This is a genomic window from Nocardiopsis sp. L17-MgMaSL7 (assembly GCF_003182025.1).
GTDB lineage: Bacteria > Actinomycetota > Actinomycetes > Streptosporangiales > Streptosporangiaceae > Nocardiopsis > Nocardiopsis prasina.
On record NZ_QGTF01000009.1, the window covers coordinates 228,632 to 253,960 of the forward strand.

23 protein-coding genes are annotated in these 25,329 nt (G+C 69.0%); 14 read left to right on the forward strand and 9 right to left on the reverse strand.

Annotation, left to right across the window (positions count from 1 at the left end):
• Positions 1-82: 82 nt before the first annotated feature.
• The 3 genes from BDW27_RS17905 to BDW27_RS17915 all read left to right on the forward strand — a co-directional run bounded on the left by BDW27_RS17905 (position 83) and on the right by BDW27_RS17915 (position 1,784).
• Positions 83-901: a polyprenol monophosphomannose synthase gene (locus BDW27_RS17905; protein ID WP_110050404.1), complete on the forward strand. Its 819-nt coding sequence runs from the start codon at positions 83-85 to the stop codon at positions 899-901.
• A 79-nt stretch (positions 902-980) separates the two neighbouring features.
• Positions 981-1,247, forward strand: coding sequence for a hypothetical protein (locus BDW27_RS17910; protein WP_017545549.1), 267 nt, complete (start codon positions 981-983; stop codon positions 1,245-1,247).
• A gap of 243 nt (positions 1,248-1,490) precedes the next feature.
• Positions 1,491-1,784, forward strand: a complete 294-nt coding sequence (locus tag BDW27_RS17915) for a hypothetical protein (RefSeq protein WP_110050406.1) — start codon at positions 1,491-1,493, stop codon at positions 1,782-1,784.
• 6 nt (positions 1,785-1,790) lie between these two features.
• Here BDW27_RS17915 and BDW27_RS17920 read toward each other — a convergent pair whose 3' ends face one another.
• The 3 genes from BDW27_RS17920 to BDW27_RS17930 all read right to left on the reverse strand — a co-directional run bounded on the left by BDW27_RS17920 (position 1,791) and on the right by BDW27_RS17930 (position 6,918).
• Positions 1,791-3,386, reverse strand: coding sequence for an MFS transporter (locus tag BDW27_RS17920; RefSeq protein ID WP_026129435.1), 1,596 nt, complete (start codon positions 3,384-3,386; stop codon positions 1,791-1,793).
• Positions 3,387-3,490: 104 nt separating this feature from the next.
• Positions 3,491-6,148, reverse strand: coding sequence for an ABC transporter permease (locus BDW27_RS17925; protein WP_110050408.1), 2,658 nt, complete (start codon positions 6,146-6,148; stop codon positions 3,491-3,493).
• A 5-nt stretch (positions 6,149-6,153) separates the two neighbouring features.
• Positions 6,154-6,918, reverse strand: a complete 765-nt coding sequence (locus BDW27_RS17930) for an ABC transporter ATP-binding protein (protein WP_110050410.1) — start codon at positions 6,916-6,918, stop codon at positions 6,154-6,156.
• Between the two features lie 347 nt (positions 6,919-7,265).
• Here BDW27_RS17930 and BDW27_RS17935 point away from each other — a divergent pair, with 347 nt between their 5' ends.
• The 6 genes from BDW27_RS17935 (at position 7,266) to BDW27_RS17960 (ending at position 13,411) form a co-directional block, all read left to right on the forward strand.
• A complete protein-coding gene (locus tag BDW27_RS17935; RefSeq protein WP_110050412.1) occupies positions 7,266-8,573 on the forward strand; it encodes a sensor histidine kinase in 1,308 nt (435 codons plus the stop codon).
• A complete protein-coding gene (locus BDW27_RS17940) occupies positions 8,548-9,207 on the forward strand; it encodes a response regulator transcription factor (RefSeq protein WP_017545555.1) in 660 nt (219 codons plus the stop codon). Before BDW27_RS17935 ends, BDW27_RS17940 begins: the two co-directional genes overlap by 26 nt.
• Before the next feature lie 205 nt (positions 9,208-9,412).
• On the forward strand, positions 9,413-10,114 hold the full coding sequence (gene fabG, locus BDW27_RS17945; protein ID WP_110050413.1) for a 3-oxoacyl-ACP reductase FabG: 702 nt from the start codon (positions 9,413-9,415) through the stop codon (positions 10,112-10,114).
• A 40-nt stretch (positions 10,115-10,154) separates the two neighbouring features.
• Positions 10,155-10,919, forward strand: coding sequence for an enoyl-ACP reductase FabI (gene fabI, locus BDW27_RS17950; protein ID WP_110050415.1), 765 nt, complete (start codon positions 10,155-10,157; stop codon positions 10,917-10,919).
• Between the two features lie 103 nt (positions 10,920-11,022).
• Positions 11,023-11,781, forward strand: a complete 759-nt coding sequence (locus tag BDW27_RS17955; RefSeq protein ID WP_110050417.1) for an SDR family NAD(P)-dependent oxidoreductase — start codon at positions 11,023-11,025, stop codon at positions 11,779-11,781.
• A gap of 379 nt (positions 11,782-12,160) precedes the next feature.
• A complete protein-coding gene (locus BDW27_RS17960; protein WP_110050419.1) occupies positions 12,161-13,411 on the forward strand; it encodes a YcaO-like family protein in 1,251 nt (416 codons plus the stop codon).
• Between the two features lie 222 nt (positions 13,412-13,633).
• On the opposite strand, the gene BDW27_RS17965 is transcribed toward BDW27_RS17960, so the two are convergent.
• A complete protein-coding gene (locus BDW27_RS17965) occupies positions 13,634-13,948 on the reverse strand; it encodes a hypothetical protein (protein ID WP_146223273.1) in 315 nt (104 codons plus the stop codon).
• Positions 13,949-14,053: 105 nt separating this feature from the next.
• Positions 14,054-14,410 carry a hypothetical protein gene (locus BDW27_RS17970; RefSeq protein ID WP_110050422.1) on the reverse strand — a complete coding sequence of 119 codons (357 nt, stop codon included), beginning with the start codon at positions 14,408-14,410 and terminating at the stop codon, positions 14,054-14,056.
• On the opposite strand from BDW27_RS17970, the gene BDW27_RS17975 reads away from it, so the two are divergent.
• On the forward strand, positions 14,388-14,771 hold the full coding sequence (locus BDW27_RS17975; protein ID WP_110050424.1) for a hypothetical protein: 384 nt from the start codon (positions 14,388-14,390) through the stop codon (positions 14,769-14,771). The genes BDW27_RS17970 and BDW27_RS17975 overlap by 23 nt on opposite strands.
• A 722-nt stretch (positions 14,772-15,493) precedes the next feature.
• On the opposite strand, the gene BDW27_RS17985 is transcribed toward BDW27_RS17975, so the two are convergent.
• Positions 15,494-16,219 (reverse strand): SDR family NAD(P)-dependent oxidoreductase, encoded by a 726-nt coding sequence (locus BDW27_RS17985; protein WP_110050427.1) that lies wholly within the window; start codon positions 16,217-16,219, stop codon positions 15,494-15,496.
• Positions 16,220-16,341: 122 nt separating this feature from the next.
• Between BDW27_RS17985 and BDW27_RS17990 the strand changes: the two genes are divergently transcribed.
• Positions 16,342-16,944 carry a TetR/AcrR family transcriptional regulator gene (locus BDW27_RS17990; protein WP_110050429.1) on the forward strand — a complete coding sequence of 201 codons (603 nt, stop codon included), beginning with the start codon at positions 16,342-16,344 and terminating at the stop codon, positions 16,942-16,944.
• Between the two features lie 780 nt (positions 16,945-17,724).
• The gene (locus BDW27_RS17995; protein WP_110050431.1) at positions 17,725-19,170 is read left to right on the forward strand and encodes a DUF4041 domain-containing protein; all 1,446 of its coding nucleotides are present in this window, start codon (positions 17,725-17,727) and stop codon (positions 19,168-19,170) included.
• 329 nt (positions 19,171-19,499) lie between these two features.
• Here the strand turns inward: BDW27_RS17995 and BDW27_RS18000 are convergent, their stop codons facing one another.
• Both BDW27_RS18000 and BDW27_RS18005 read right to left on the reverse strand, forming a co-directional pair.
• Positions 19,500-20,060, reverse strand: a complete 561-nt coding sequence (locus BDW27_RS18000) for a nuclear transport factor 2 family protein (protein WP_110050432.1) — start codon at positions 20,058-20,060, stop codon at positions 19,500-19,502.
• Between the two features lie 40 nt (positions 20,061-20,100).
• The gene (locus tag BDW27_RS18005; protein ID WP_110050434.1) at positions 20,101-20,436 is read right to left on the reverse strand and encodes a hypothetical protein; all 336 of its coding nucleotides are present in this window, start codon (positions 20,434-20,436) and stop codon (positions 20,101-20,103) included.
• 165 nt (positions 20,437-20,601) lie between these two features.
• Here BDW27_RS18005 and BDW27_RS18010 point away from each other — a divergent pair, with 165 nt between their 5' ends.
• Complete coding sequence (locus tag BDW27_RS18010; RefSeq protein ID WP_110050435.1) at positions 20,602-21,402, forward strand: helix-turn-helix transcriptional regulator; 801 nt, start codon at positions 20,602-20,604, stop codon at positions 21,400-21,402.
• Positions 21,403-21,890: 488 nt separating this feature from the next.
• On the opposite strand, the gene BDW27_RS18015 is transcribed toward BDW27_RS18010, so the two are convergent.
• Positions 21,891-22,571, reverse strand: coding sequence for a GntR family transcriptional regulator (locus BDW27_RS18015; protein WP_110050437.1), 681 nt, complete (start codon positions 22,569-22,571; stop codon positions 21,891-21,893).
• Positions 22,572-22,652: 81 nt separating this feature from the next.
• Between BDW27_RS18015 and acnA the strand changes: the two genes are divergently transcribed.
• Positions 22,653-25,328 (forward strand): aconitate hydratase AcnA, encoded by a 2,676-nt coding sequence (acnA, locus tag BDW27_RS18020; RefSeq protein WP_110050439.1) that lies wholly within the window; start codon positions 22,653-22,655, stop codon positions 25,326-25,328.
• Position 25,329: the final 1 nt, after the last annotated feature.

Below are 25,329 nucleotides of genomic sequence, written 5' to 3' on the forward strand. Positions count from 1 at the left end.
TGTGGTGGACGTCCAGTGCGTGATCCTGGACGCTCCCCGCCCCCGTCAGCAACGACGTCCGCCCTCCCAGGAGCCGCCGCGCATGTCCACCCATCCGTCGCACCCGGAGCCCGTCCCGACCGCGTCGGCGCGGATCACCCCCGAGCCGGTGGCGCTGCCCGAACCCTGGCGCAGCTCCGCCCTGACGGTGGTCGTGCCCACCTACGACGAGGCCGGGAACCTGCCGGTCCTGGTGGCGCAGCTCATGGCGTTGGACCTGCCTCGGCTGCGGGTCGTCGTCGTGGACGACAACTCGCCGGACGGGACCGGAGAGGTCGCCGACAAGCTCGCGCTGGAGCTCGGCGGCCGGCTGTCCGTGGTGCACCGCACCCGCAAGGACGGCCTCGGCCGCGCCTACGTGGAGGGCATGACCCGCGCGCTGGCGGACGGCGCCGACTACGTCGTGCAGATGGACGCCGACCTCAGCCACCCGGTGGGCTACGTCCCCCAACTCCTGGGCACCCTGCACTCCACCAACGCCGGGGTGGTCATCGGCAGCCGCTACGTGCCCGGCGGGAGCCTCTCCGAGGCGTGGGGGCTGCGCCGCCGCCTGCTCAGCGGCTGGGCCAACTCCTACGTCAGGCGGGTGCTGTCCATCCCCGTCCAGGACGTCACCGCCGGTTTCAAGGTCTGGCGGGCCTCCGCCCTGGAGGTCCTGGACCTGGCCAGCATCGAGAGCACCGGCTACGCATTCCAGGTCGAGATGCACTACCGGGCCTTCCGGCGCGGCCAGAAGATCATGGAGATCCCCATCCACTTCGAGGACCGGGTGGTCGGGCAGAGCAAACTCGACGGCGCGGTCGCCCTGGAGGCGGCGCTGCGGCCGTTGAGGCTGCGCCGCGCGGAGAACGCCCGGCGCTGACGCCGGCCGTGTCCCCCTTCACCGATCAGCGCCGAACTGCGATCATGCGGGTGACTGGACGGTGAGCAAGGGGGACCACATGTCCGAACAGCCCTACGACGTGGACGCCGACATGGGGGAGGACCCCCAGGAGAGCGAGATCGCCGAGGCCGAGAGCCGCCAGAACCCGGACGCACCCGTGTACGGGTACACGTTCGAGGACGAGAGCGAGGCCACCGAGCGCGGCATCGACGAGGGTGTCCGGGAGGAACGCGACGACGTCATCCCGAGGGAGGACTTCGACCTCGATGAACCCGGTGCGGAGTCCGAGGCCGTCCGCGAGGTGGACGAGCCCGACGAGGCCTGAACCCGAACGGGGCCCCGGGAAGCCGACGGTGCTTCCCGGGGCCCTCGCGCGTGCTGGAGAGCCGTCCGCAGGGGAAGCGTCGACGTCCGATCTGCGCGACCCGGCCCCGACCGCTGCCCGCCCTCACCAGGGGATCCGGTGTCGTCGCCGCCACGCCGCGAAGGGAGTTGTCCACAGGGTCGCGGGGGACGTGTGATCTTCGAGGTCAATACGGGGAAGAACTTTGGTAAGGAGGCGGACACCGTGACCGAACAGCCCTACGAAGTGGACCTGGACCTGGGAGACGACCCGCAGGCGACCGAGGTCGCCCAACGAGAACGGGTCCTCGATCCCGACTACAACATCCTCAGCTACGACTTCGAGGACGACGACAGCCGAGGCAGCCTCGGGATCACCGAGGGTGTGCGGGCCGAACACCTGGGCGCCATCCCCAGACAGCGCTGGGGCGAGGGCCGCAGCGCCGAGGAAGCGGCGCTGAGCGTGGTCTCGGACCCCAACGCCGTCAACGACCTGCCCCTGGAGGGATACGAGCGCTGACCGCGCTCAGCCGCGCCCGTGCTCGGATCGGTCCCCCGCGGTCGACCCCGGGCAGGAGCGCATCGGAGGACCGGACACACCGCAGAAACGCAGCGGTTGGTCCTCGCCGAGCGCCTCCACCGCGGTGCTCTCCTCGGGGAGCGACCCCCGGTCGGCGGCCTCGGAGGCCTCGGGCATCCGCCCGCGCGGCAGCACCAGGGCGCACAGCGAAGCCAGAACGCACAGGCCGGCCAGGATCAGCATGGCCGTGCCGAACCCCGCCGCGAGCGCCGTCGAGTCCCCGTGCGCCTCCGAACCCTCACCGCCCGAACCGCCGATCCCCGCCAGGACCGGCACCGCCGCCACACCGATCAGCTGCGCGCCCCTCGCGAACGTGTTGTTCACCCCCGACGCCAGCCCCGCGTGCCGTTCCGTCACGGAGGCGAGGACCGTCGCGGTCAGCGGTGCCACGGTCGTGGACAGACCCAGCGCCACCAGCAGGACCCCCGGCAGCACCCCGGTCAGGTAGGGGGCCTCCTCCTGGAGCCGGGACAACACCACGAAACCGGCGGCCAGCAGCAGCGGACCGACCACCAGCTGGATCCGGGGCCCGATCCGGGCGGCGAGCTTGCCCGAGCGCGCCGACAACAACAGCATCAGCACGGTGATCGGCAACGACGCGGCTCCGGCGGCGACCGGGGAGTACCCCGCCACCTCCTGGAGGTAGATCACCATCAGGAAGAGCAGGGGCCCCAGCGAACCGTAGATCAGCACCGTGGCCCCGTTGGTCACGCTGAACGGCAACGACCGGAAGATGCCCAGCGGCAGCATGGGGAAGGACTTGCGCGCCTCCGTGAACAGGAACGCGGCCAACGCCGCCACACCCACGGCCGCACCCGTCCACACCGCCGGGGTGGAGCCCACCGCACCCCACTGGATCAGCGTGTACGTGATCCCGGCCAGCGCCACCACCCCCAGTAGCGCACCGCTGTAGTCCAGACGTCCCGTGGCGGCGGAGTCCCGGGACTCCGGCACGCGGAACCAGGCGATCAGCAGCACCACGGCGGCGATCGGCAGGTTGATGAGGAAGATCAGCCGCCAGTCGCCGATCTGCACCAGCCAGCCGCCCACGAAGGGACCCACGGCCGCGGCCACACCCGTCAGCCCCGACCACGCGCCGATCGCCCGCGCCCGGTCGTTCTCACGGAACCCCGCCTGGAGGATGGCCAGGCTCCCCGGGGTCAGCAGCGCACCGCCCACCCCCTGGATCACGCGCCCGGCGACCAGCCACTCCAGGGACGGCGCGAACGTGCACAGCGCCGAGGCCAGAGCGAAGACCGCCACCCCCACCATGAACAGCCGCACCCGGCCGAACCGGTCCGAGAGCGAGCCGCTGAGCAGGATCAGCGCGGACAGCGTGACCATGTAGCCGTTCACGATCCACTGGAGTCCCGCCAGCCCCGTGTCCAGGTCGCCCTGGATGGCGGGCAGCGCCACCGTCACCACCGTGGAGTCCAGGAACGCCATCCCCGAACCCAGGACCGTGGCGGTCAGCATCCACCGTGCCGCGGGTGTTCCCCACGCGACCCGCCCGGCGACCGGTACCGAGGCCGAACCACTCATACGACACCCCTCCCGAGGACTACCGACACCATAGGAGCGGACCCCCGCCCGTGGGTGGGGGTCCGCGCCGACTTTCCGTCGTCCTGTTCGGTTTTGACCAGTGGCTACTCGCTGGCGAGCGCCCCGGTGATCGAGGTCCCGGCCGCCCGACGGGCGGGCAGCACCGCGGCCAGCAGGCCGGCGAGCACCGCGATCGCGATGAACACCGCGATCTGGGCACCCGGGATGCTGAACACCAGGCCCGGGAGCACCGCCGCACCGGCCGCCCAGCCGAACAGCACGCCCAGGGCGATACCGATCCCCGCGCCGATCAGGCACAGCAGCACGGCCTCGACGCTCAGCATCCGGCGCAGCTGCGCCTTGGCCAGACCCAGCGCCCGCAGCAGAGCGGACTCCCGGGTGCGCTCCAGGACCGACAGCGCCATCGTGTTGGAGATACCGAACACCGCGATGACGATCGCCAGACCCAGCATCGCCGCGATCGTGTAGAACGCGATGTCCATCATCTCGGTGAACTGGTTCTTCATCTCCGCGACCGACATCACCTGGACCATCGGGTATTCGTCGACCGCCGCGTAGACGGCCTCGCGCACTTCGGCGGAGTCGGCGCCGTCAGCGGCACGAAGGTGCAGGTAGCGGCTCTCCGCGATCTCGGGGAAGGCCGCCGAGAAGTCGTCGGGGGTGATGATCGCTCCCCAGAAGGTGGCGTCGTCCTCGACGATCGCGGTCACCTCCAGGTTGAGGTCCCCACTCGGCGCGGGAACGGTGTAGGCGTCACCGACACCCATGCCCTCCGCGAAGTTCTGGGACAGGACCACACCACCCGACTCCAGGTCGGCCAGGTCGCCCTCGACCACCTCGCCCTTGACGTCGGAGCCCACCTCGGCGCCGTAGAACGCGGTCACCGGCAGGGGAATCGACTCAGGGGAGGAGTCGTCCTCCAGGTGCGTGGACCGCTGGGACATGACCCTGTCCAGCATCGGGCTCGCGGCCAGCTTCTCCTGGACCTCGATCGGAACGAGGGGGTCACCGCTCGCCTCGTCGACGGGCGCTTCCCCGTCGGTCACGCCCTCCTCCGAAGCACCCTCAGCGCCCTCCTCAGTGGAGGCTTCCTCGGCACCCTCCTCCGGCTCGGTGGCGCCCTGGATCCCGGGCGGGTGCTGGGCGCTGATCTGGTAGTCGACCGGGAACTGCTCCTCCAGCTGCGCGGTCAGCGTGGTCTCGAACGACGCGCTGATCACCGAGTAGCCGGTGATGAGCGTGGCACCCACCGTGAGCGCGATCATCGCGGTCGCGGCACGGCGCGGGCTCCGGGTGGAGTTGTCCACCGCCAGCATGCTGGGCACACCCAGGCGGCGCAGCGGCACGCCGACGACCCGCACGATCCCGCGCACCAGCAGCGGGCCGAGGACGACCACGCCCACGAAGGCGATCAGGGCCGCGCCGGTCACGACGAACAGGCTGTTCGGGTCCGTGTCCATCGACCGGCTCAGCATCACCAGAGCGGCGGACACGGCGAAGGCCAGCACGCCGAACACCACGCGCACCCAGCCGGTCCCCTTCTCCAGACCGGAGGCGGTGGCGCTGGTACGCAGCGCCGCCAGCGGGGCCACGCGGGTGGCGCGCGCGGCCGGAATCAGAGCGGAGAACACGGTCATGAGCGTGCCGACCAGCAGACCCACGATCACCGCGGTGGGGGTGACGACCAACGAGGCCGTGACGTCGGAGTCCACCAGCTGGCCGCCGAACCGCGCACCGGCCGCGCCCACACCCACACCGGCGAGCACGCCGAGGGCGGAGGCGAACAGACCGACCACGAACGACTCGGCCAGCACGGAGCGGAAGACCTGACCGCGCTTGGCACCCACGCAGCGCAGCAGAGCGAGTTCACGCTGGCGCTGGGCGATGAGGATCGCGAAGGTGTTGTAGATGACGATCCCGGCGACGAACATCGCGATGACACCGAACAGCAGCAGTGCGACACGCATCATCTCGGTCTGCGCGCCCGCGCTCGCGGCCATCTCCTCGCCGTACTCGGCTCCGGTCTGGACGTCGGTACCGGTCACCGTGGCGACGGCCGTGGCAGCGTCCTCGGCCGACGTTCCGTCGGCGGCCCGCACGTTGACCTCGGAGTAGCCGGACGCGCCGGTCATCTCCTGGATGGTGTCCGGGGAGAGGACCACCGCGCCGCCGAAGCTGTAACCGGCGTCGACACCGAAGTTGACCAGCCCGGTGACGGTGAACTCACGCTGTTCCTGGTCGGGGTCGAGCACCGTGACGGTGTCGCCGACCTCGAAACCGGTCTGGTCGGAGGTGGACGTGGCCAGGGCGATCTCGTCGTCCGCGGCGGGCAGCTCGCCCTCGCTGGCGGAGAAGCGGCTCGTCTCACCGAACGCCACGGCGGCGGGCGGAGTGAAACCGAACGCGCGGCCCTCGGCGTCCAGGAGCACGGCCTGGCCCCGGATCAGACCGTCGGCCGCGGCGACCTCCGGCAGGGCGCGGATGCCGTCCAGCACGGCGTCGTCGAAGGGGACCGGCTCCAGACGGTAGCCCTCCTCGTCCACGCCGTCCTCCGCCTCGGGGACGGCGATGGCGTCGACACTGGTCGCCGACCCCATCACGGACTTCTCGTAGCTGGCCTTGAGGGTATCGGCGAAGACCAGGGTCCCCGAGACGAACATGACACCCAGCAGGATGGCCAGCACGGTGGTGACGTACCGGGACTTGTGGAGTCTGAGCCCGGCGAGTGTGGTGCGCAGCATGGAGCTCAGGCCTCCAGCTTCAGCAGTCGGTCGGAGACGACCTCGGCGGTCGGGTCGTGGACCTCGTCCACCAGGCTGCCGTCACGCAGGAACACCACGCGGTCGGCGTAGGAGGCCGCGACGGGGTCGTGCGTCACCATGACGATGGTCTGGTTCAGGTCCTTGGCCGAGTCGCGCAGGAACGCCAGGACCTCGGCCCCCGAGCGGGAGTCCAGGTTACCGGTGGGCTCGTCGGCGTAGACCACCTCGGGGGCGTTGAGCAGGGCGCGGGCCACCGCGACGCGCTGCTGCTGGCCGCCGGAGAGCTTGGTGGGGAGGTGGTTCAGCCGGTCGCGCAGGCCCACCACGTCGACGATGTGGTCGAAGCGGGCCTGGTCCACCTTGCGCTTGGCGATCTGGGAGGGGAGCAGGATGTTCTGCTCCGCGGTCAGCATCGGCAGCAGGTTGAACGACTGGAAGATGAAGCCGATCCGGTCGCGGCGCAGGAGGGTGAGGTCACCGTCGCGCATGCCGGTGATCTGGGTGCGACCCAGGTGCACGGTGCCGGAGGTGGGCACGTCGAGCCCGGCCAGGCAGTGCATCAGGGTCGACTTGCCCGAGCCGGAGGGGCCCATGATGGCGGTGAACGCGCCCCGGCGGAACTCCACGTCCACACCGTCCAGGGCGTGCACCTGGTTGCCGCCGGTGTCGTAGATCTTGGTGAGCCCCCGAGCCACCACCACCGGCGGGGCTTGGACCGGGGACGTGGGCTTCACAGCGGACTCGGTCACGACAGAACAACTCCAGAACTCGGGAAGGGGACGGTGCCGGTTGTACGGGATGCCCCGTGCTCCTCGGCGTGTGTCTCCACGCTAGGTCCGTGACCGCCCCCGCCACCTCGGTCTGGGGGCTGATCCTCACCCCGGCCAAAGGCATGACGCGGAGCGGGTTCGGGACTCCTTTGTCAGGTGCCACCCCCGACTTTCGTAGGGGGTGTGACCAGCGAGCGAACCGGTCATCCGCACATGAAACCGCTTTGACATGCGCAAACGCTCGCAGAACTACTATCGGAGGCCCGGCGCTCCGGGTCGGTCGAACGGACGACCCCCACCTGGGACGCCGCCGTAGACTCTGGCGGATGACAACGTGGTTGCGAGATCGCCTGGGGGACCTCAGCGCGCTGCTGGGTCACAACTGGGACTGGTGGTGGCAGCGCCGACTGCGCTTCGCCGACTGGTTCTACGCCATCTTCACCCTGCCCTTCACCGGCATGGGGATGCTGGTCGGTGTCGGCAGCAACCTGGGACTCCTCACCTTCCTGCTTTCCCTGGGGACCGGCCTCATCTCCAACCAGTGGATGATCCTCGGCTGGGGGGTCCTCATCTTCGTGCTGCCGGGGCTGCTGGCCTCGGCGACGATGCTGTGGCGCCGCACCGCGCCGAAGTGGCTGATGCTGGTCGGTCTGGCACTCCTCTTCCTGTACGGGAATCCGGTTCCGCTGATGGTGGGCCTGTACTCCTACCCGGCGCACTTCAGCGAGCGCCGCCTCCTCACCGCCTGGTTCCTGCTGGGCCTGCTGGGCGTCGCCATCAACCTCGGCCAGTCGGTGCTCGGCTTCGTCATGAGCGCGATCCTCGTCCTGGTCGTCCCCACCATCGCCGGGCTCTGGATCGGGACGAGGCGCCAGCTCATCGACCGCCTCCACGAACGGGCCGAGCGCCTGGAACGCGAACAGCACATGATGGCCGAGCAGGCCATCGGCGCCGAACGCACCCGCATCGCCCGGGAGATGCACGACGTCGTCGCCCACAGGGTCAGCCTCATGGTCCTGCACGCGGGCGGCCTGGAGGTCTCGGCCACGGACGGACGCACCGCCGAGGCCGCCGGACTCATCCGCACCACCGGGCGCGAGGCCCTGTCCGAGCTGCGCGGCATCCTCGGGGTGCTGCGGGACGAGGGCACCGACACCGCGCCCACCGCGCCCCAACCCGTCCTCGACGACCTCGACCGCCTGATCACCGAGTGGCGCGGGGCGGGTATGGAGGTGGGGTGGGAGACCTCCGGCCGGGTGCGCCCCCTCCCCGCGGCGATCCAGCGCACCGCGTTCCGGATCGTCCAGGAGGGGTTGACCAACGCCGCCAAACACGCCACCGGAGCCCGGGTGGAGGTGTGGCTGCACCACGGTGAGAGCCAGCTGGAGGTGGAGGTGGCCAACGACCCGGTCCGGTCACCCGGCCAGGCCCCGCCGCGCAGCGGATTCGGTCTGACGGGTCTGCGTGAGCGCGTGGTCTTGGCCGGGGGAGAGCTGACTTCGGGAGTCTGCCCGGACGGAGGATGGCGATTGCGCGCTATCTTGCCGGTGGGGGAGGAGACCTCCCCCGAACCGAACAGCTCCGAAGTCGAGGAAGAGGCCACCAACGGTGATCCGCACGCTCCTGGTCGATGACGAACTCCTGGTCAGGTCCGGCCTGCGGATGATCCTGGAGGCCGACCCCGGGATCGAGGTGGTCGGAGAGGGGAGCGACGGCGAGGAGGCGGTGCGCCTGGCCGAGGAACTCGGCCCGGACGTCGTGCTGTTGGACATCCGCATGCCCGGCACCGACGGGCTGGCCGCCGCCGCGCGGCTGAGCGCGATGCCCCACCCGCCAAGGGTCGTCCTGCTCACCACCTTCGACCTCGACGAGTACGTGCACGCCGCGCTCCGTGCCGGGGCGGTCGGGTTCCTCCTCAAGGACACCCCGCCCCGCGAGCTCATCAACGCCGTGCACACCGTGCACGAGGGCCACGCGATGCTCGCGCCCAGCGTCACCAAACGCATGCTCGAACGCTTCGCCTCACCCGCCCCCGCCGACTCCGCCGCCGGGCGCACCGAGGCCCTGCGCAGGCTCTCGGTGCTCAGCGAACGCGAACGCCAGGTCCTCGTGGCGGTCGCCGAGGGCAAGTCCAACGCCGAGGTCGGCCGGGCCCTGGACATGCGGGAGACCACGGTCAAGGCGCACGTGAGCCGCATCCTCGCCAAGCTGGACATGTCCAACCGGGTGCAGGCCGCCATCCTCGCCCACGACGCTGGCTGGGCCTGAGCGGACGTGACCGGGTTCACCCCCGGGCCGAAGACCCCCGTCACCGGGCGCTCCGCGCCGGCCACGATCGCCCGGATCGTCCCGAGTGGCCCCCATCCCCGACTCGGTTGCGTCTACCCGCCGGTAGCTCGGTAACCTGCAAGGCGATCCGCACCCGGAACAACACGTCGTGGTCGTTCGACGGCCGCAGAGAAGAGGAACCCCTATGTCGCGCTCGGTACTGGTCACCGGTGGCAACCGAGGGATCGGTCTGGCCATCGCCCGTGAGCTCGCGGCTGGTGGGGACAACGTGGCGGTCACCTACCGTTCCGGCGAGCCCCCGGAGGGCCTGCTCGGCGTCCGCTGCGACATCACCGACTCCGCCCAGGTCGACGCCGCCTTCAAGGAGGTCGAGGACGTCCAGGGCCCCGTGGAGGTGCTCGTCGCCAACGCCGGTGTCACCAAGGACCAGCTCCTCGCCCTCATGAGCGAGGACGACTTCTCCTCCGTCCTGGACACCAACCTCACCGGTTCCTTCCGGGTGGCCAAGCGCGCCGTGCGCGGCATGATGCGCAAGCGCTTCGGCCGCATCGTCCTCATCTCCTCCGTCGTGGGCCTGCTCGGCTCCGGCGGCCAGGCCAACTACGCCGCCTCCAAGGCCGGGCTGGTCGGCTTCGGACGCTCCCTCGCCCGTGAGCTGGGTTCGCGCAACATCACCGTGAACGTGGTCGCCCCCGGCTTCATCGAGACCGACATGACCGCGGCCCTCAGCGACGAGCGCCAGGCCGAGATCAAGAAGAACGTCCCCCTGGGCCGCCTCGGCTCCACTGAGGACATCGCCAAGACCGTCGGTTTCCTCGCCGGGCCCGGCGGCTACATCACCGGCGCCGTGATCCCCGTCGACGGCGGCCTGGGCATGGGGCACTGAGCCGACTCGACCAGACCCACCACACACAGGACGGACCATCATGGGAATCCTCGAAGGCAAGCGCATCCTCGTCACCGGTGTGCTGACCGACTCCTCCATCGGCTTCCACGTCGCCCGGCTCGCCCAGGAACAGGGCGCCACGGTCGTGCTCACCGGCTACGGACGCCTCGGTCTGGTGCAGCGCATCGCCAAGCGCCTGCCCGAGACGCCGCCCGTCCTCGAACTGGACGTCACCGACGACGAGCACCTGTCGAGCCTGGCCGAACGCGTGGGGGAGCACGTCGACGGCCTCGACGGCATCGTGCACTCCATCGGCTTCACCCCGCAGGACGCCCTGGGCGGCAACTTCCTCAACACCGAGTGGAGCGACGTCGCCCAGGCGATGCACACCTCCACCTTCTCCCTGAAGTCGCTCACCACCGCGCTCCTGCCGCTCATGGACAAGGGCGGCTCGGTGGTGGCCCTGGACTTCGACAACAGCGTCTCCTACCCCATCTACGACTGGATGGGCGTGGCCAAGTCCGCGCTGACCTCCACCGCGCGCTACCTGGCCCGCTACGTGGGAGACCGGAACGTCCGGGTCAACCTGGTCTCCGCGGGGCCGCTCAGCACCATGGCGGCCCGCAGCATCCCCGGGTTCGAGGAGCTGGCCAAGCACTGGCCCGAGCGGGCGCCCCTGGGCTGGGACGTCAGCGACCCCGAGCCCGCCGCCAAGGCGGTCGTGGCCCTGCTGTCGGACTGGTTCCCCGCGACCACCGGCGAGATCGTGCACGTCGACGGCGGGTTCCACTCCACCGGAGCCTGATCCCCGTGTGGGCGGCCCCCGACCGGGGCGCCGCCCACACGTGTGTTCGCGGCACCGGTAGCATCTGCCCCGCGGCACGGTGTCGTTTCGGAAGGCGGACGGTATGGATCTGGGACTGTCGGGGGCGCGGGTCGTGGTGACCGGCGCCAGCAGGGGGATCGGCCGCGCCATCGCCCAGGTGTTCGCCGAGGAGGGCGCCGACCTCGCCATCTGCGCCCGCGGGTCCGACGCCCTGGGGCAGACCGCGCGGGAGCTCTCCGACGCGGGCGCGAAGGTCTTCACCCGGGCCCTGGACGTCACCGACCACATCGCGCTGCCGTCCTTCGTGAACGACGCCGCCTCCGAGCTCGGCGGCCTCGACGTCCTGGTCTCCAACGTCTCCGGAGGCAGCGCGCCCACCCCGGACCAGTGGGAGCGCGGGTTCAACGCGGACCTCATGCCGTTCGTGCGCCTCACCGAGGCGGCGCGGCCCTACCTCATCGGCTCCGAGCGCGGCGCCGTCGTCCTGGTCTCCACCACCTCGGCGCTGCACGTCACGACCCCCGCCGGAGCCCGCTCCTACGGAGCCGTCAAGGCGGCCCTGAACCACCACGCGTCCTCGCTGGCCCGCGAGTGGGCGCCCGACGGCGTGCGCATCAACACCGTCTCGCCCGGACCCACCGAGTTCCCCGGCGGCGGCTGGGAGCGCCGCCGCGACAGCGACCCGGACTTCTACGAGAGCGTCCGCGAGCGCGTTCCCTACGGCCGCCTGGGTCGCCCGGAGGAGGTGGCCCGCTCGGTCGCCTTCCTGGCCAGCCCCGCCGCCACCTACGTCACCGGCCAGAACCTGGTCGTCGACGGAGGCTTCCTCGACCAGGTCTGACCCGAGGGGCACCGCGACGGTTGTGCCTAGGCCGCCATATTCGCCGCCCATTCACACAAACATCATATTCCCCCCGATATCACTCGGCTGTGTTTGTGTCCCGGCGAGACACGGGTATTTCCCTCAATGCCAGAATGGCGACCGAACGAACAGGATGGCAACAATGGGTATCCGAACGTGGGACTCAGTCGGCGGCGGCCCTCACAACCGTCTGACGGACCTGGAGGAGCAGGAACTCCAGCAGATCGAACAGACCCAGTCGACTCAGGAAACTGACGCGCACAACTAGTCCACGTCCGGGGCGGCACCATCTTTCGACGGAACGCCCCGGACCCCAGTGCCCGACCCGACCAGAAAGGCACTGCCCCCGGGCCGCTCGATGACCACGACCTCCACCCCGGCACACCGCGCCCATCAAGCCGGAGAGCGCGCCTTCTCCCTGGACCGGGCCCGCAAGCTCGCCGAGCAGACCCTTGCCCAGGCCGGACTGCACGCCCGCCTCCACGACCTGGACGGAGCCTGGCGCTGCCACCTGCACCGCTTGGATGACACCCTCGCCCCGGCCGGTGTCGGGGCGGGCAAGGGCGAGAGCGAGCAAGCCCGCGTGGGCGCGCTCTTCGAAGCCCTGGAACACCACCACAGCGACGCCCACGCCATCACCGCCGAACAACTGGTGCTGCGCTCCTCCCAGGAACTCGCGTCCGAGGAGCTGGCCACCGACCCCGCGATACGCCCCCTGGCGCTGGCCCCGCCCACACCCCTGGCCTGCCGCACCCACACCGCGCTGGACGGCTCCGGCGCCGGTATGGACGTGCCGGTGTACCTGCACACCCCCTCCTACCTCTCCGCGACCCCCCACCAGCGCCGTGCCCTGGGCGACACCTTCGACTACTCGACCGTGGCGCGCTACAGCACCAACAACGGGACCGCCATCGGCGCCACCGACACCGAAGCCTTCGTGCACGCCCTGGCCGAGACCGTCGAACGTGACGCCCTCTCGATGCTGCTCTCCTCCACCTTCCTGGACCCACACCCAGAGCCCCTGCGCGTGGTGGACCCGACGAGCCTGCCCGAGGACCTGCGTCAGCTCCACACCCGAGCCCAGGACCGCTCCGGCACCGCGGTGTGGCTGCTGGAGATGACCACCGACCTCGGCATACCGGCGTTCCACGCCTACGCTCCCGCCCGCCAGGGCCACCACATGGTCGGGTACGGCGCCTCCCTGTGCGCCACGCACGCCGCCCGTCGTGCTCTGGAGGAGTTCGTGCAGGTCCTCGCGATCTTCGAACACGAGGACCACCCGCCCCCCGACCTCGCCGCGCTGTCCCGGCACCCCGCTCTCCTGCGCGCTGGCCGGGCCGATCTCACCCCCCACCTGGCCTCCGCGAGAGTGCTCGCCTTCACCGCCACCACCGCGCCCGTGTCCCCGGCCGGACACCTGGCCGCGTTGGTGCGCGTGCTCACCGCCCACGGGCATCGCCCCTACGGGCGCGTCCTCCACGAGGCCGCCAACGGGGTGAGCACGGTCTCGGTGTGCGTACCCGGTCTGGAACGCTTCTTCGCCGTCACCAGCGGCCAGTGCGTGGTCCCTGGTCCGCGTGGCCGCGCGCACATGACCCGGGCGAACTGAGGCTCGCGCACCCCCGGCCCCGACCCCAACGACATCGTCGCGATCCGCCCCACACTCATGACGTTCACCCGGGGCCCCTGCATGGCAAACGGCCCCACGAGGGGGCGTGGGGCCGCTTGCTGATCGGTCAGCTCACGACACTGCCGTGACGGTCAACTCGATCCCGGTATCCCGGGCAGGAACGATGTCACCCGGGTTCTCGACCACAGAGCCACACGGTGATCACGGGTAGTACCCGGTCACTCGCCAATAGCGTGCCTGACCGCTCGCACCCTGACCGATGCTGTTGTCGAACGCTTCGATCACCCGCGCCTCGACCTCGGCCTGGGCTGCCCGGTTCCCCACGTACTCCTCCAGGTTCCGGTCGATCAGCACGGCGGCCAAGCTGTCGCCTTGGCGCTGGACGTGCAGCCGGACCCCCGGTGGGTTGGTGTTGGGCCCCTGGCGGTCGATGCGGAAGGTGCCACCGGTGACGATGGTCGTGGAACCCCCTGTGCGCCAGAAGTCCGCGTAGCGGCCTTCCAGTTCAGCACACAAGTCCCGAGCTTGGTTGGCCCTGAACTGGGGCCTGCGGAACGGCTCCTTCTCTTCCCACAGGACAACGCGTACAGGCACCGTTGATCCCCTCTGCCGGTGGAGCTCTCACTCGTTCGGGGGCACGGTCCAGGAGGAGGTCATGCCCAGGATGACCGGCCAGTTCGCGGTCGAGGTCAGGGTGAGGGTGGCGCCGTTCTGCTCGACCTTGGCCGAGGTGCTCTCCCCGCTCTCCTCCGTGCCGAAGACCAGCGGCCCGAAGTCGAGCCCGCCCTCGTCACGCCAGGCCGAGTACAGATAGCTGCTGTAGGACTCCCAGGTGGTGAGAGTGACCTTGGGCCGGTAGGCCACGACCATGCCGGTGTAGATCCTGCTCAAAGACCCGCCAGGACCGAAGAAGTAGTTGTTGGCGCCGCTCTTGTACTTGGAGAAACGGGTGTGGATGAACGCGCTCGCGGTCGGCAACCTCGAACACGACGACCACTACAAGAGCCTCCAGGCATCGGCGAACGCAGCCCGACGCAAGTACACGACCGACTACCAGAGCGCCCAGGCGCAATGGAAGAACAACGTCCCCTCAGGATCCCCCGACTTCCACACCTGGCTCAACGACCCCGCGCAGTTCGCGCTGCTCGACCAGATCAACAGCGACAAGGTGGAGGTCCTGAACAAGGACCAGCAGCTCCAGGACTACGTCAAGCAGATCGAAGCGCCCACCAAGGACATCCTGGACGCTTACGACAATCCCCAGTACCAGGGGATGTTCTCCAGCGCGTTCGGCAACGTGCAGGAACGCAAGTGGAACCTGGGCACCAACAGCCCGTAGGTAGGAGTGGTCGAACCCGGAGCTGCCCGCAGCGGCGTTGGTGTTGGTCTGCTCCTGGGGGTTGGAGGGGACCACGTTCAGCTGTGCCCACAGGGAGTACGGCAGGCTTCCGGGCGGAGGCGTCTGCCCGCCCCAGTCCCACGGTTTGCTCGGGGTGGTGACCTGGACCGCCTCTCCTGCCGGAGTGTGGATCATCTCTGAGAGCTTCTGTGCGTAGCGGAGCCACAGGCTCACGCTCTCTTCGGTGGCCACAGCGATCTCCCCTTTCAGGGTCGGTTACGGGTGGTGTAGACGACACCCTGCCCTTTGGAGAGGCCGAGGCTTTCCACCTGGTCACCAGGTTGGCTCTGTCGCGGTGACCTTCGTGCTCTTTTGAAGGGACATATCGATCGACTCGGTAGGGTTATCTCACCCGAAGGTAAGCAGGCGATGCGTGGCCAGGACGCCCTCGGAGTGCCGCCTGACCTCCAGGGGATGGTCGGCGAACGCATGCGCCGTTGCGTGCTCCGTGCGCGCCCAGCAGTTTGGATCGCGAAGCGGCCTTCTCGTCCGGCCCCGCTTGCTGGCCTGCGCGTGCGCCACCATCTCCGGCGCCAAGAGCATCGACGAGCTCGCGGAACGGGGCCAACGCACTCACGAGAGTCTCCTGGCCGCGATCGGGGATGGACAGGGCGCCGACGACGGGAGCTTCTCGTGGGAAGGGGCCAGTACCTATGCCATAGCTATGTCAGCGCTGTCAGGTCGAAGGTGCGCGGAGGGCCCGAGAGGGTTGCCTTCGCTTCGGCTCCGAAGCGGTCAAGGATCTCGACCTCCCCTGCCTCGATTCCGTCCAGTGCCAGTCGAACGAGGTAGTCCGGTTCGATCCTCGGATCCTCAGGGAGAGCGAATCCGGAATCCTTCATGGCTTCTTTCAGGGTTTCGCTGGCCACGAGCCCGGGGACGAAGGCAGCCACCAGAGTTCCCTGGTCCGCCAACTCCACCCGCACACCGTTGGTCAGTCCCCACTGCGCGGATTTGGCGGCGGCGAGGGCGGTGTTGCTCTCGACGGTGGTCCAAGCCACCGCTGACAGGACGTTGAGGATGGCACCGCCACCATTGCTGGCCAGCACGGGGGCAAACGCTCGGATCATGGCAAGTGTGCCGAAGTAGTGCGATTCCATGAGCTGCCGGACCACATTGAGGTCTCCGCTGACAAGGTTTCCAATTCCCATGTAGGCGCCATTGTTGATCAGCAGGTCGACGTCGGTGGCGACCTCCGCGGCGGCTTCGATGGACGTGTGGTCGGTGATGTCGGTGTAGAGCACCTCGGCGCCAGGGATATCGACAAGCTCCGGGCGGCGAGCCGTGGCATAGACCTTCGCTCCGCGACGCAGGAGTTCGATGGCGAAATGGCGACCCAGCCCGCTGTTGGTGCCGGTGACGAGGGCTGTGGATCCTTGTAGCTGCATGGGGTCCTGTCCGATCTGGGCCTGCGGGCTGCCCCCGCGGGGCAGATAATGACCGATGGGTCATCTTAAGCCGACAGTGGATCACAAGATGACCGGCTGGTCAACTTGATAGGATGGTCCGCATGACCCTGTCTGCCCGTTCACTGCGCTCAGACGCGGCGCGAAACCGAGAACTGCTCCTCGCCGCCGCAGAGGAGGAGTTCGCCAAGCGGGGCATGGATGCCTCGATCGCGGACATCGCTCGCCGTGCGGGCGTGGCGAAGGGGACCGTCTTTCGACACTTCGCCACGAAGGAGGAACTGGTCGCCGTGGTCGTCGGCGGTCATTTCGTCTCGCTCAGCGCCGTCGCGGGAGAGCTGCTGGAATCCGCTGATCCCACGGGTGCGTTGCTGGAGTTCCTGACTGTGGCGGCAGAACAGTTGCAGCACCAGGATCTTGTGTTCTTGCAGGAGGTCACGGAAGGAGATTCGACAGTGACCGAGTGCCGGAATCAGCTGCATGCGAGAACCAATGCGTTGGTCGACCGTGCCCAGGAAGCCGGTGGAATCCGTTCTGACGTCACTGGGTCCGATATTCTTCTGATTCTCTGCGCTCTCGTCCACACGGTCGGTCTCCGGACGGAACAAACCCCAGATTCATGGCGGCGTCACCTCATCATCCTCTTCGACGGGTTGCGGCCCCAGGGTGCTTCTCCGTTGCCGGGCCCGGTGCCGGAACGGCTCTGATGATCCGGTGGGAAGCGGCACGGACGCGAGGAGGGCCGACACGGTCTTGAGAATCTCGTGGACCTGACCTGAGTAGCTCACGGTTCTCGCATTCGAGGTCACCACATACGGGCGGTGTTCTCTCGCGTAGTGGTGACCGCTTCACGCCTACTTCCCCGCCACACAGGACCGTGCCCCGGCCAGGGCTCGTTCAAGTTCCCGAGAGGTCGGGTCCGTAGCTGATCGCGAGGACGGCAGAGCGTGTTCGGGTAGGTCCCGGATCGCGCGGGTTGTCTCGGCGATATTGTCCCGATCGGAGCCCGAACGGCCGTTGACGACCTCCGATGGCACCTCGCAGGGTTCTCATTATCGAGGATGCTCCTTGGCCCCGGGCGGCCGGTTCGCCCGAATGCCGGAAAATCCTTCTGCAAGGGGGCGAGAACGTTATGAACGGGATCATTCCGTTGGGTGCCCTCCGCAGCGCACCACGCGTTACGGTGGTGTTGTCCAGGCCCCGGGTTCTGGGCATTCCAGCACTACTCGCCGCGCCCTCCCGCTCGGGTCGCCCTCCTGAGGGAGTCCCTGTCCGTGAACCCCTACCGGGACGACAACCCCCCGTATCGTTTCCAGACCCCGCCAAACTGGCCTCCGGTCCCGCCTGGCTGGACGCCGCCCCCGGGGTGGCACCCGGACCCGGCCTGGGGTCCGGCCCCGCCTGACTGGGCCTTCTGGGTGCCGTCCACCCCGGCGCACAGCCACTCCGGTCGGCCGCCCTCGACCTTTCCAGCGCCGCCGGCCCCGATGACGGCGCATCCGGCCCAGCCGCACGTGGACACCCAGATCGGTGTGTTCGGCGCGCGTGCCAAAGCCCGTGAACTCGCGTCCAAGGTCAACCAGCTCACCGACGAGAACACTCACCTCAGGAGCAGCCTGGAACGGTTGGGGCTCCTGGAGATCAACGAGATCGAGGGTGTCAGGGACCGGCTCCGTGAGGAGACCGTCGCACTGGAAGGAGCGAAGGAACGCAGGCGCGTGGAGATCGAGGAGGAGCTCCGGACATCCGCGGAACAGACCACACAACGGCTGGAGCGATCCCGGAAGACCCTGCAGAAGAAGGTCGACCAGCTCGAAGCCGAGGAGAGGCGCCAACGAGCACGTGCCACTGCCGACACAAGGCGGCACGAACTCCGCTTGGACGAGCTCCGTGAGCAGATCGTCGTGTCCGAGGACATGGCCGCCCTCCAAGAGGCCGGTATCTACGAGTACTCCCACCCTCTGGACGACTCGGTCGCCTACAAGGCCGCGCTGGCCGAGCTCAAGGACCGTACGAGGTCGATGAACCGCAAGGACGGTGGGGCCGTCGAAGCCACCACGTCCTTCACCATGAACGGTTCCGTCACCGAGGGTCGCACGATGGTCAGAGAGTTCTCCAAACTGCTGTTGCGCGCCTACAACAACGAGGCCGACAACCTGGTGCGCGGGATGAAGGCCTACAAGCTTCCCACCTCACGTGACCGGCTCACCAAGAGCAGAGCCACCATCGAGAAGCTGGGCCGGTCGATGGACATTCGCATCTCCGACGCCTACCACCGGCTCCGACTGCGCGAACTCGAACTGACCGCCGACCACCTGAACAAGGTGGCGCAGGAGAAGGAACGCGAACGCGAGGAGAAGGCCCGGCTCCGGGAGGAGCGCCAGGCCCAAGCCGAACTGGACCGGGAGAAGTCCAGGCTGGAGAAGGAACGACGACACTACGAGAACGCCCTTTCCGCGCTGCACGACCAAGGGGATGACGAGGGCGTCAAGCGCTTGCAGGAACAGATCGACGAGGTGGGGCTCGCCATGGAGAACGTCGCCGAACGGGCCGCCAACGTCAGGGCAGGCTACGTGTACGTCATCTCGAACCTGGGTTCCTTCGGGGAGCAGATGGTCAAGGTCGGTATGACCCGCCGACTCGATCCGATGGACCGGGTCCGAGAGTTGAGCGACGCGTCGGTGCCATTCAACTTCGACGTGCACGCCCTGCATTTCTCCGACGACGCGGTGGGTGTGGAGGCCGAGATGCACCGTCGACTCGCCGAGAAACGTGTCAACCGTGTCAATCTCCGCCGTGAGTTCTTCTACACCTCGCCCTCGGAGGTGCGGGACCTGCTGGGAAGTGTCGCGGGCGACCTCATTCAGTACGAGGAGGTCCCCGAAGCGGTCGAGTACCGGCAGAGCACGAGGACGGCCGAAGAAGGAGGGTGAGAGGGCTCGAACAGGCACTCCTGTCCTGTCGGCGACAAGCGGCCGATGGGTGTGGACCGGCTGACGGTGGTCGGATGGAACCACGGCGGCGTCGGGTCGGCGGTTGTGACGTCCCGTGTCGGTTGTGGGGTGAGGTCCCGGGGTGTGCCGGGGCCGCCTCCCGTCACTCGCCCACGCCTCCCGAGCGGTGTCAGCCTCCTGGCCAGCGGTCTGGTCAATACTCGCCAGCAGTTCGGCGCGGCCACGGGTCTGGCGGTCATGACCGGGGTCTCGCTGGGGCGCATCGGCCAGGACGCCGGAGCTCTGTGGGACAGGTGTCGGAAGGCCACTCAGCGGCCCGACCGGGCGGAGAGTCGTGGCGAGAGCACGCGTCCGACCGCGCGGAGCAGGGAGCGCAACTCCGCCCCGTTCGGGCGAACACCCAGGGCGGCGTACATGAGCGCGTTGCCGTACTCGGCCATGAGGACGATCCGGTCGTCCTCGATGTCGAACCGTGTCACATAGGTGTTGCGGTAGGGCTGGCCGGTGCGTGCGACGACCATGTCGCCGACGCCGTGGAAGTAGAGCTCGCTCCCGTCCGGGGAGAGGAGCCACGCGTGGTCGCGCCAGAGCAGCGGGTCGAACTTGTCGAACAGGGCGCCCGTGTAGGCGAGAACCTCGCCCTTGCCCTTCACGTCCGCTACACAGAGACCCCGTCTGCGACCCGCGATGACGTCCGCGACTCCCTCGGGGGTCGTGGCGGTTCGGCCGACGTGCATGAACAGTTGCCGGGCGTCGTCGGCCAGGGTGCGGGCCACGGCCTCGATGTCCTTGGCCTCGACAGCGCGAATGAACTCCTGGGCGACGTCGAACCGGACCCGGGGCGCGGGTGTCGGTTTCTGGTCATTCATGAGGTTTCCCTTCGTTGTGTCCTGCGGGTGGGGTTCCGGTTCAGGCGTCCCACGACAGCAGGGGCTCGCCGACAGCTCGGGGGAGCCCGAAAGAGGAGAAGCGGGGCGTCCACCAGCGCGTGAACTCGGACTCGTGGGCCAGGAGCCGCTCGGGGAAGGTGACCATGTCGACGCCTTCGTCGAGTTCGAGGTAGACGATGAGCCGCGCGCTGCCGTCGACATCGGGCTGAAGCCACATCCGCTCCCGGTGGTAGCCGACCTTCCGGGCCCTGGCGTCGAGGCCGGGGAGGTGGTTCCTGTTCAGGTCGGCGAGGAGGGCTCGGAACTCCTGAACGCGGTTCTGGGGGATGGAGAGGGTCCACGCTGTACTGGTCATACCGACTCCTGGGTCCTGGGTGGTCCGTGTGGCTTCGGGGCGGTCCGGTGAACCGGGGTGTCCTCGATGATCCGGGAGGTTGGGTGGGGGAGGAAGGCCGTGTCGAGGGTGGTATCGGCAGGGCCAGGCTCACCTGATGACAGGGGGAAGCGAGACAATGGGGGTATGTCGAGCAGCGATCGGACCGAGTTCGGGGAGTACCTGAGGCGGCGCAGGGCCGCGATGAGTCCTCCGGAGCGGCGGGGCGGTGTGCGGGCGTCCCACCGGAGGGTTCCGGGGCTTCGCCGCCAGGAGGCCGCCGATATCGCGGGGATCTCCGTGGAGTACTACACACGCCTCGAACAGGGCAGAGCCCCCCGCCCTTCGCGCGAGATCCTCACTTCGCTGGCACAGGCGTTCGGACTCTCGGACGCCGAACGCGACCACCTCTTCCGGCTGGGAGGCGAGTCCCCGCCAGCACCGATCTCTCCCGCCTCCGTCATCCGCCCGGGCCTGCTACGTCTGCTGCGGGGGCTGGACGACACGATGCCGGTCACCGTGCACGACGGGCGGCTCGACCTTCTCGCCCGCAACAAGCCCGCCGAGGAACTGCTCGGGACCTTGACCGGCGACGGCCGGTTCGAGCGCAACATCGCCTACCGGGCCTTCACGACCGACGTGCTGCCGTACCTGCTCGGAGGCGACGATTCCGAGCGGTTCCTGCGGGTCGCGGCAGCCGAACTGCGTATGGCGCTTGGCCGCTATCCCGGCGACGCCTACCTGCGCGAACTGGTCGCCGAGCTCACCGCGACCAGCCACAGCTTCCGCGAACACTGGGAGCAGGGAGAGGTCGGCGCTTCGAGGTCGGCGATCAAACGGATGCGCCACCCGGGCCACGGGTGGGCCCGCTTCGAGATCGAGGTCCTCCACGACCCCGAGCGGGACCACTGGATCATGCTCTACACGCCTCGGGACAACGACGAGTAGTCATCCGCGCGGAACCGGTCGTCGAGGCCCAGCCGTCCGCCTTCGAGGCCCGGTCCGGTCGGCCAGGCGCGAGGACAACCGGAGAAGACCTGGTGGTTCGACATGTTGCGCCCGCCGTCGACAGCGATGGTCTGCCCAGGTACGAAGGCCGCCGCGTCACGGGAGCACAGCGACAGCGAGTCCGTTCGGGAACCCATGCGCACTCTGGGTCAGGCCGTGTGGGGCGGCGGCCCCATGGCCTCCGTGGTACCCGTGCGGAGCGCCGACGCACCGGCCCGCGGCCCGATGCCGGGGTCCACTCCGTCCAGCCAGGACACCGGCCCAGTGGTGACATAGACGGCCAAGCGAGAGGAGAACACGGGTCCCGAGAGCGTCAGGCGGTGGTGATCCGGTGTCCCTCACGCGGTGCTCGGGTTCCAGAGGTCTCCCGAGGTCGGGTCAGTCGTCCGGTGGCGGCGGTCGCCTGTCTGCACTCTCGGGGCCGCTGGTCAGCTTTCCGGGGTCTCCTCCGGCCGTAGCTTCTCGATCGCCTGCCGACCGAGACTGCGGGAGATGTGCTGGCGCATGACGTCCTCAGCCGCCGATGGCTCGCCGTCGATCACGGCGTCGGCGAGCGCCTGGTGCTCGGCTCGCACCCGCTCGATCTCCGGCTCGGTGTCGGTTCGGTACTTCAGTGTGAACTGGCGGTACCGGTCGGCCTTGTCCCACAGGCTGTCGAGGATCTCGATCATGGGCTGGTTGTGTGAGGCCCGGTAGACGGCGCGGTGGAACTCGCGGTGGGCGATGAGGGCCGGAAGTTCGGCGGTGCCGGTCAGCGGGTGCAGAGCGCTGACGGCCGCGCGGATGGCCGCGATGTCGCCCTCGGTGCGTCGTTCGGCGGCCCAACGTGCGGCGAGGGGGTCGATGTTGAGGCGGAGCTCGTACAGGCTCCGGGCCTCGACGAAGGTCAGTTCGGTGACCCGCGCGTCCTTGTGGGTCGCCAGAACCATCAGCCCTTCACTGGCCAGGCGTTTGAACGCCTCCCGCACCGGAGTGGTCGAGATGCCCAGCTCCGCCGCGATGCCCTCCTGGTTCACGGCCGCTCCGGGGCGCAGGTCATCCGCGAGGATGCGCTGCTTGATCTCTCCGTACGCGTACTCGCTCTTACTGAAGACCTGCTTCTGTGCCACGTGTCCCCGTCCTCTCTGAGGGACAGAATACCGGCCGATGCTGAGTACTTACATCGTGTAGCCTATAGGCTAGGAGGTTCGATGTCGATCGATTCACACCGCAGCCGCCGTAGGCTGCGCACCGCTGGAAGCAACCTCGAGTTCTTCCATCTCGAAGCCGTCCCCGGGGTCGAGGACCTGCCCTTCGCGCACAAGGTCATGGTGGAGAACCTGTTGCGCCACGAGGACGGTGACCTCGTCTCGACCGCCGACGTCAAAGCGGTCGTCGAGGGACGGACCGGTTCACACGAGATCGCCTTCCACCCCTCGCGGGTCTTCCTCCACGACACCAACGGCGTACCGGTGCTCACCGATCTCGCCGCGCTGCGGGACGCGGTGGCCGAACGCGGTGAGGACCCGGGTCTGATCGACGGCGTGGTCCCCGCCGAGCTCACGGTCGACCACTCGGTCTCCACCGACTTCTTCGCCCGGCCCGACGCCCCCCGGCTCAACGTCCGGCGTGAGTACGAGCGCAACGGCGAGCGCTACCGGTTCCTCAAGTGGGGTCAGCGGGCGCTGAGCACGTTGAGGGTCGTCCCGCCGGGCGCGGGGATCATGCACCAGATCAACGTCGAACACCTCGCCCGGGTGGTGGAGGTCCGTGACGGTCTGGCCTTTCCCGACACCGTCGCCGGAACCGACTCCCACACCACCATGGTCAACGGGCTGTCGGTCCTGGCCTGGGGCGTCGGCGGTATCGAGGCCGAGGCGGCCGTTCTGGGCCAGCCCGTCTCCCTGCTGATCCCTCCCGTGGTCGGGGTCGAACTGGTGGGTGAGCTGCGGCCGGGGGTGACCGCCACCGACCTGGTGCTCACCGTGACCGAACGCATGCGACGCCTGGGCGTCGTCGGGTCCATCGTGGAGTTCTTCGGTCCCGGTGTGGCGGCGACCAGCCTGGCAACCCGGTGCACCCTGGCCAACATGAGCCCGGAGTTCGGGTCGACCGCCGCGGTCTTCCCTGTGGACCAGCGCACCCTGGACTTCCTGAGGCTCACTGGCCGGGGCGAGGAACGGGTCCTTCTGGTGGAGGCCTATGCCAAGGAACAGGGCCTGTGGCACGACCCGGCCCACCGTCCGCGCTTCGATCGGACGGTGACGGTGGACCTGGGGGAGATCGTGCCCAGCCTGGCCGGTCCCCGCCGCCCGCAGGACCGGGTCAACTTGGGGGACACGGCGCACGCGCTGCACCGTTCCCTGGCCGAGCTGGATCGAGCACCGGTTCCCGGAGACGTTCCCGCCGACCCCGGCTCGAACGCCGCCAGCGGATCACGGGACGGTGCGGTCGCCATCGCGGCGATCACCTCCTGCACCAACACCTCCAACCCGGCGGTGATGGTGGCCGCCGGACTCCTGGCCCGCAACGCGGTGCGGCGCGGACTGCGTCCCCGGCCCTGGGTCAAGACCAGCCTGGCCCCCGGGTCCCGTGTGGTGGTGGACTACCTGGAACGCGCCGACCTGATGGGGGACCTGGAACGGCTGGGGTTCGGGCTGGTCGGGTTCGGTTGTATGACCTGTATCGGCAACTCCGGATCCCTCCTACCCGAGGTGGAGTCCGCGGTCAGGGACCGGGGGCTGGTGGTCGCGTCGGTGACCTCCGGTAACCGCAACTTCGACGGACGCATCAACAACGACGTCGCCCTGAACTTCCTCGCCTCACCGCCCCTGGTGGTGGCCTTCGCCCTGGCGGGCACAGTGGACATCGACCTGACCACGGAACCGCTCGGCACCGGCACGGACGGCGAGCCGGTCATGCTGTCCGACCTGTGGCCGACCGAAGCCGAAGTGGACGCGGTGGCCTCGGCCTCCATCGAGCCCTCCATGTACACCGAGGTGTACCGCACCCTGTTCGACGGAGACGAGAACTGGCGGGGCCTCGCCGTTCCGGAGGGCAGCGTGTTCACCTGGGAGTCCGCATCCACCTACCTCCAGCGCCCCCCGTTCCTGGAGCTGGGCGGAAGGCACTCCGATTCCTCGCACCGTGACATCTCCGGTGCGCGGGTTCTCCAGCTGCTCGGCGATTCCGTGACCACGGACCACATCTGTCCCGCCGGTCGCGTTCCCACCACGAGCGCCGCCGGGACCTTCCTGACCGGTCAGGGCGTGGCGGTGCGGGAGCTCAACACCTACGCCTCCCGCAGGGGCAACTGGAAGGTGATGAAGCTGGGCGGGTTCGCCAACCCCCGGCTGGAGAACCGGATGACGCCGGGGCTGCCGGGTGGAAATGCCGTCGACTTCGGCGCGGACGGGCGGGAGCGCGTGGTCGACGACGTGCACGTGGTCGCGGACCGGCACCGGGACCGGGGACAGGCACTGATCGTGATCGGTGGCAGGGAGTACGGGACGGGCTCCTCCCGCGACTGGGCGGCCAAGGTCACCGCTCTGTTGGGCGTGCGGGCCGTGATCGCGGAGTCCTTCGAGCGCATCCACCGCTCCAACCTGGTGGGGATGGGCGTGCTTCCGCTCCAGTTCGAGGACGGACAGGGCGCCCGGGCCCTGGGGTTGTCCGGCGAGGAGGAGTACACCTTCACGGGTATGGAGGGTCGGGAGGAGGTCCCGGCCCGACTCGGTGTCACCGCCCGTCACCTGGCCACCGGCGATGTCGTGGAGTTCGCCGTGCGGACACGGCTGGACACCTCGCGCGAGCAGCTCTACTACCGCCACGGGGGTCTCCTGCCCTACATCCTGGAGCGAACTCTCAAAGCGGTGGGGGACCGCTGAC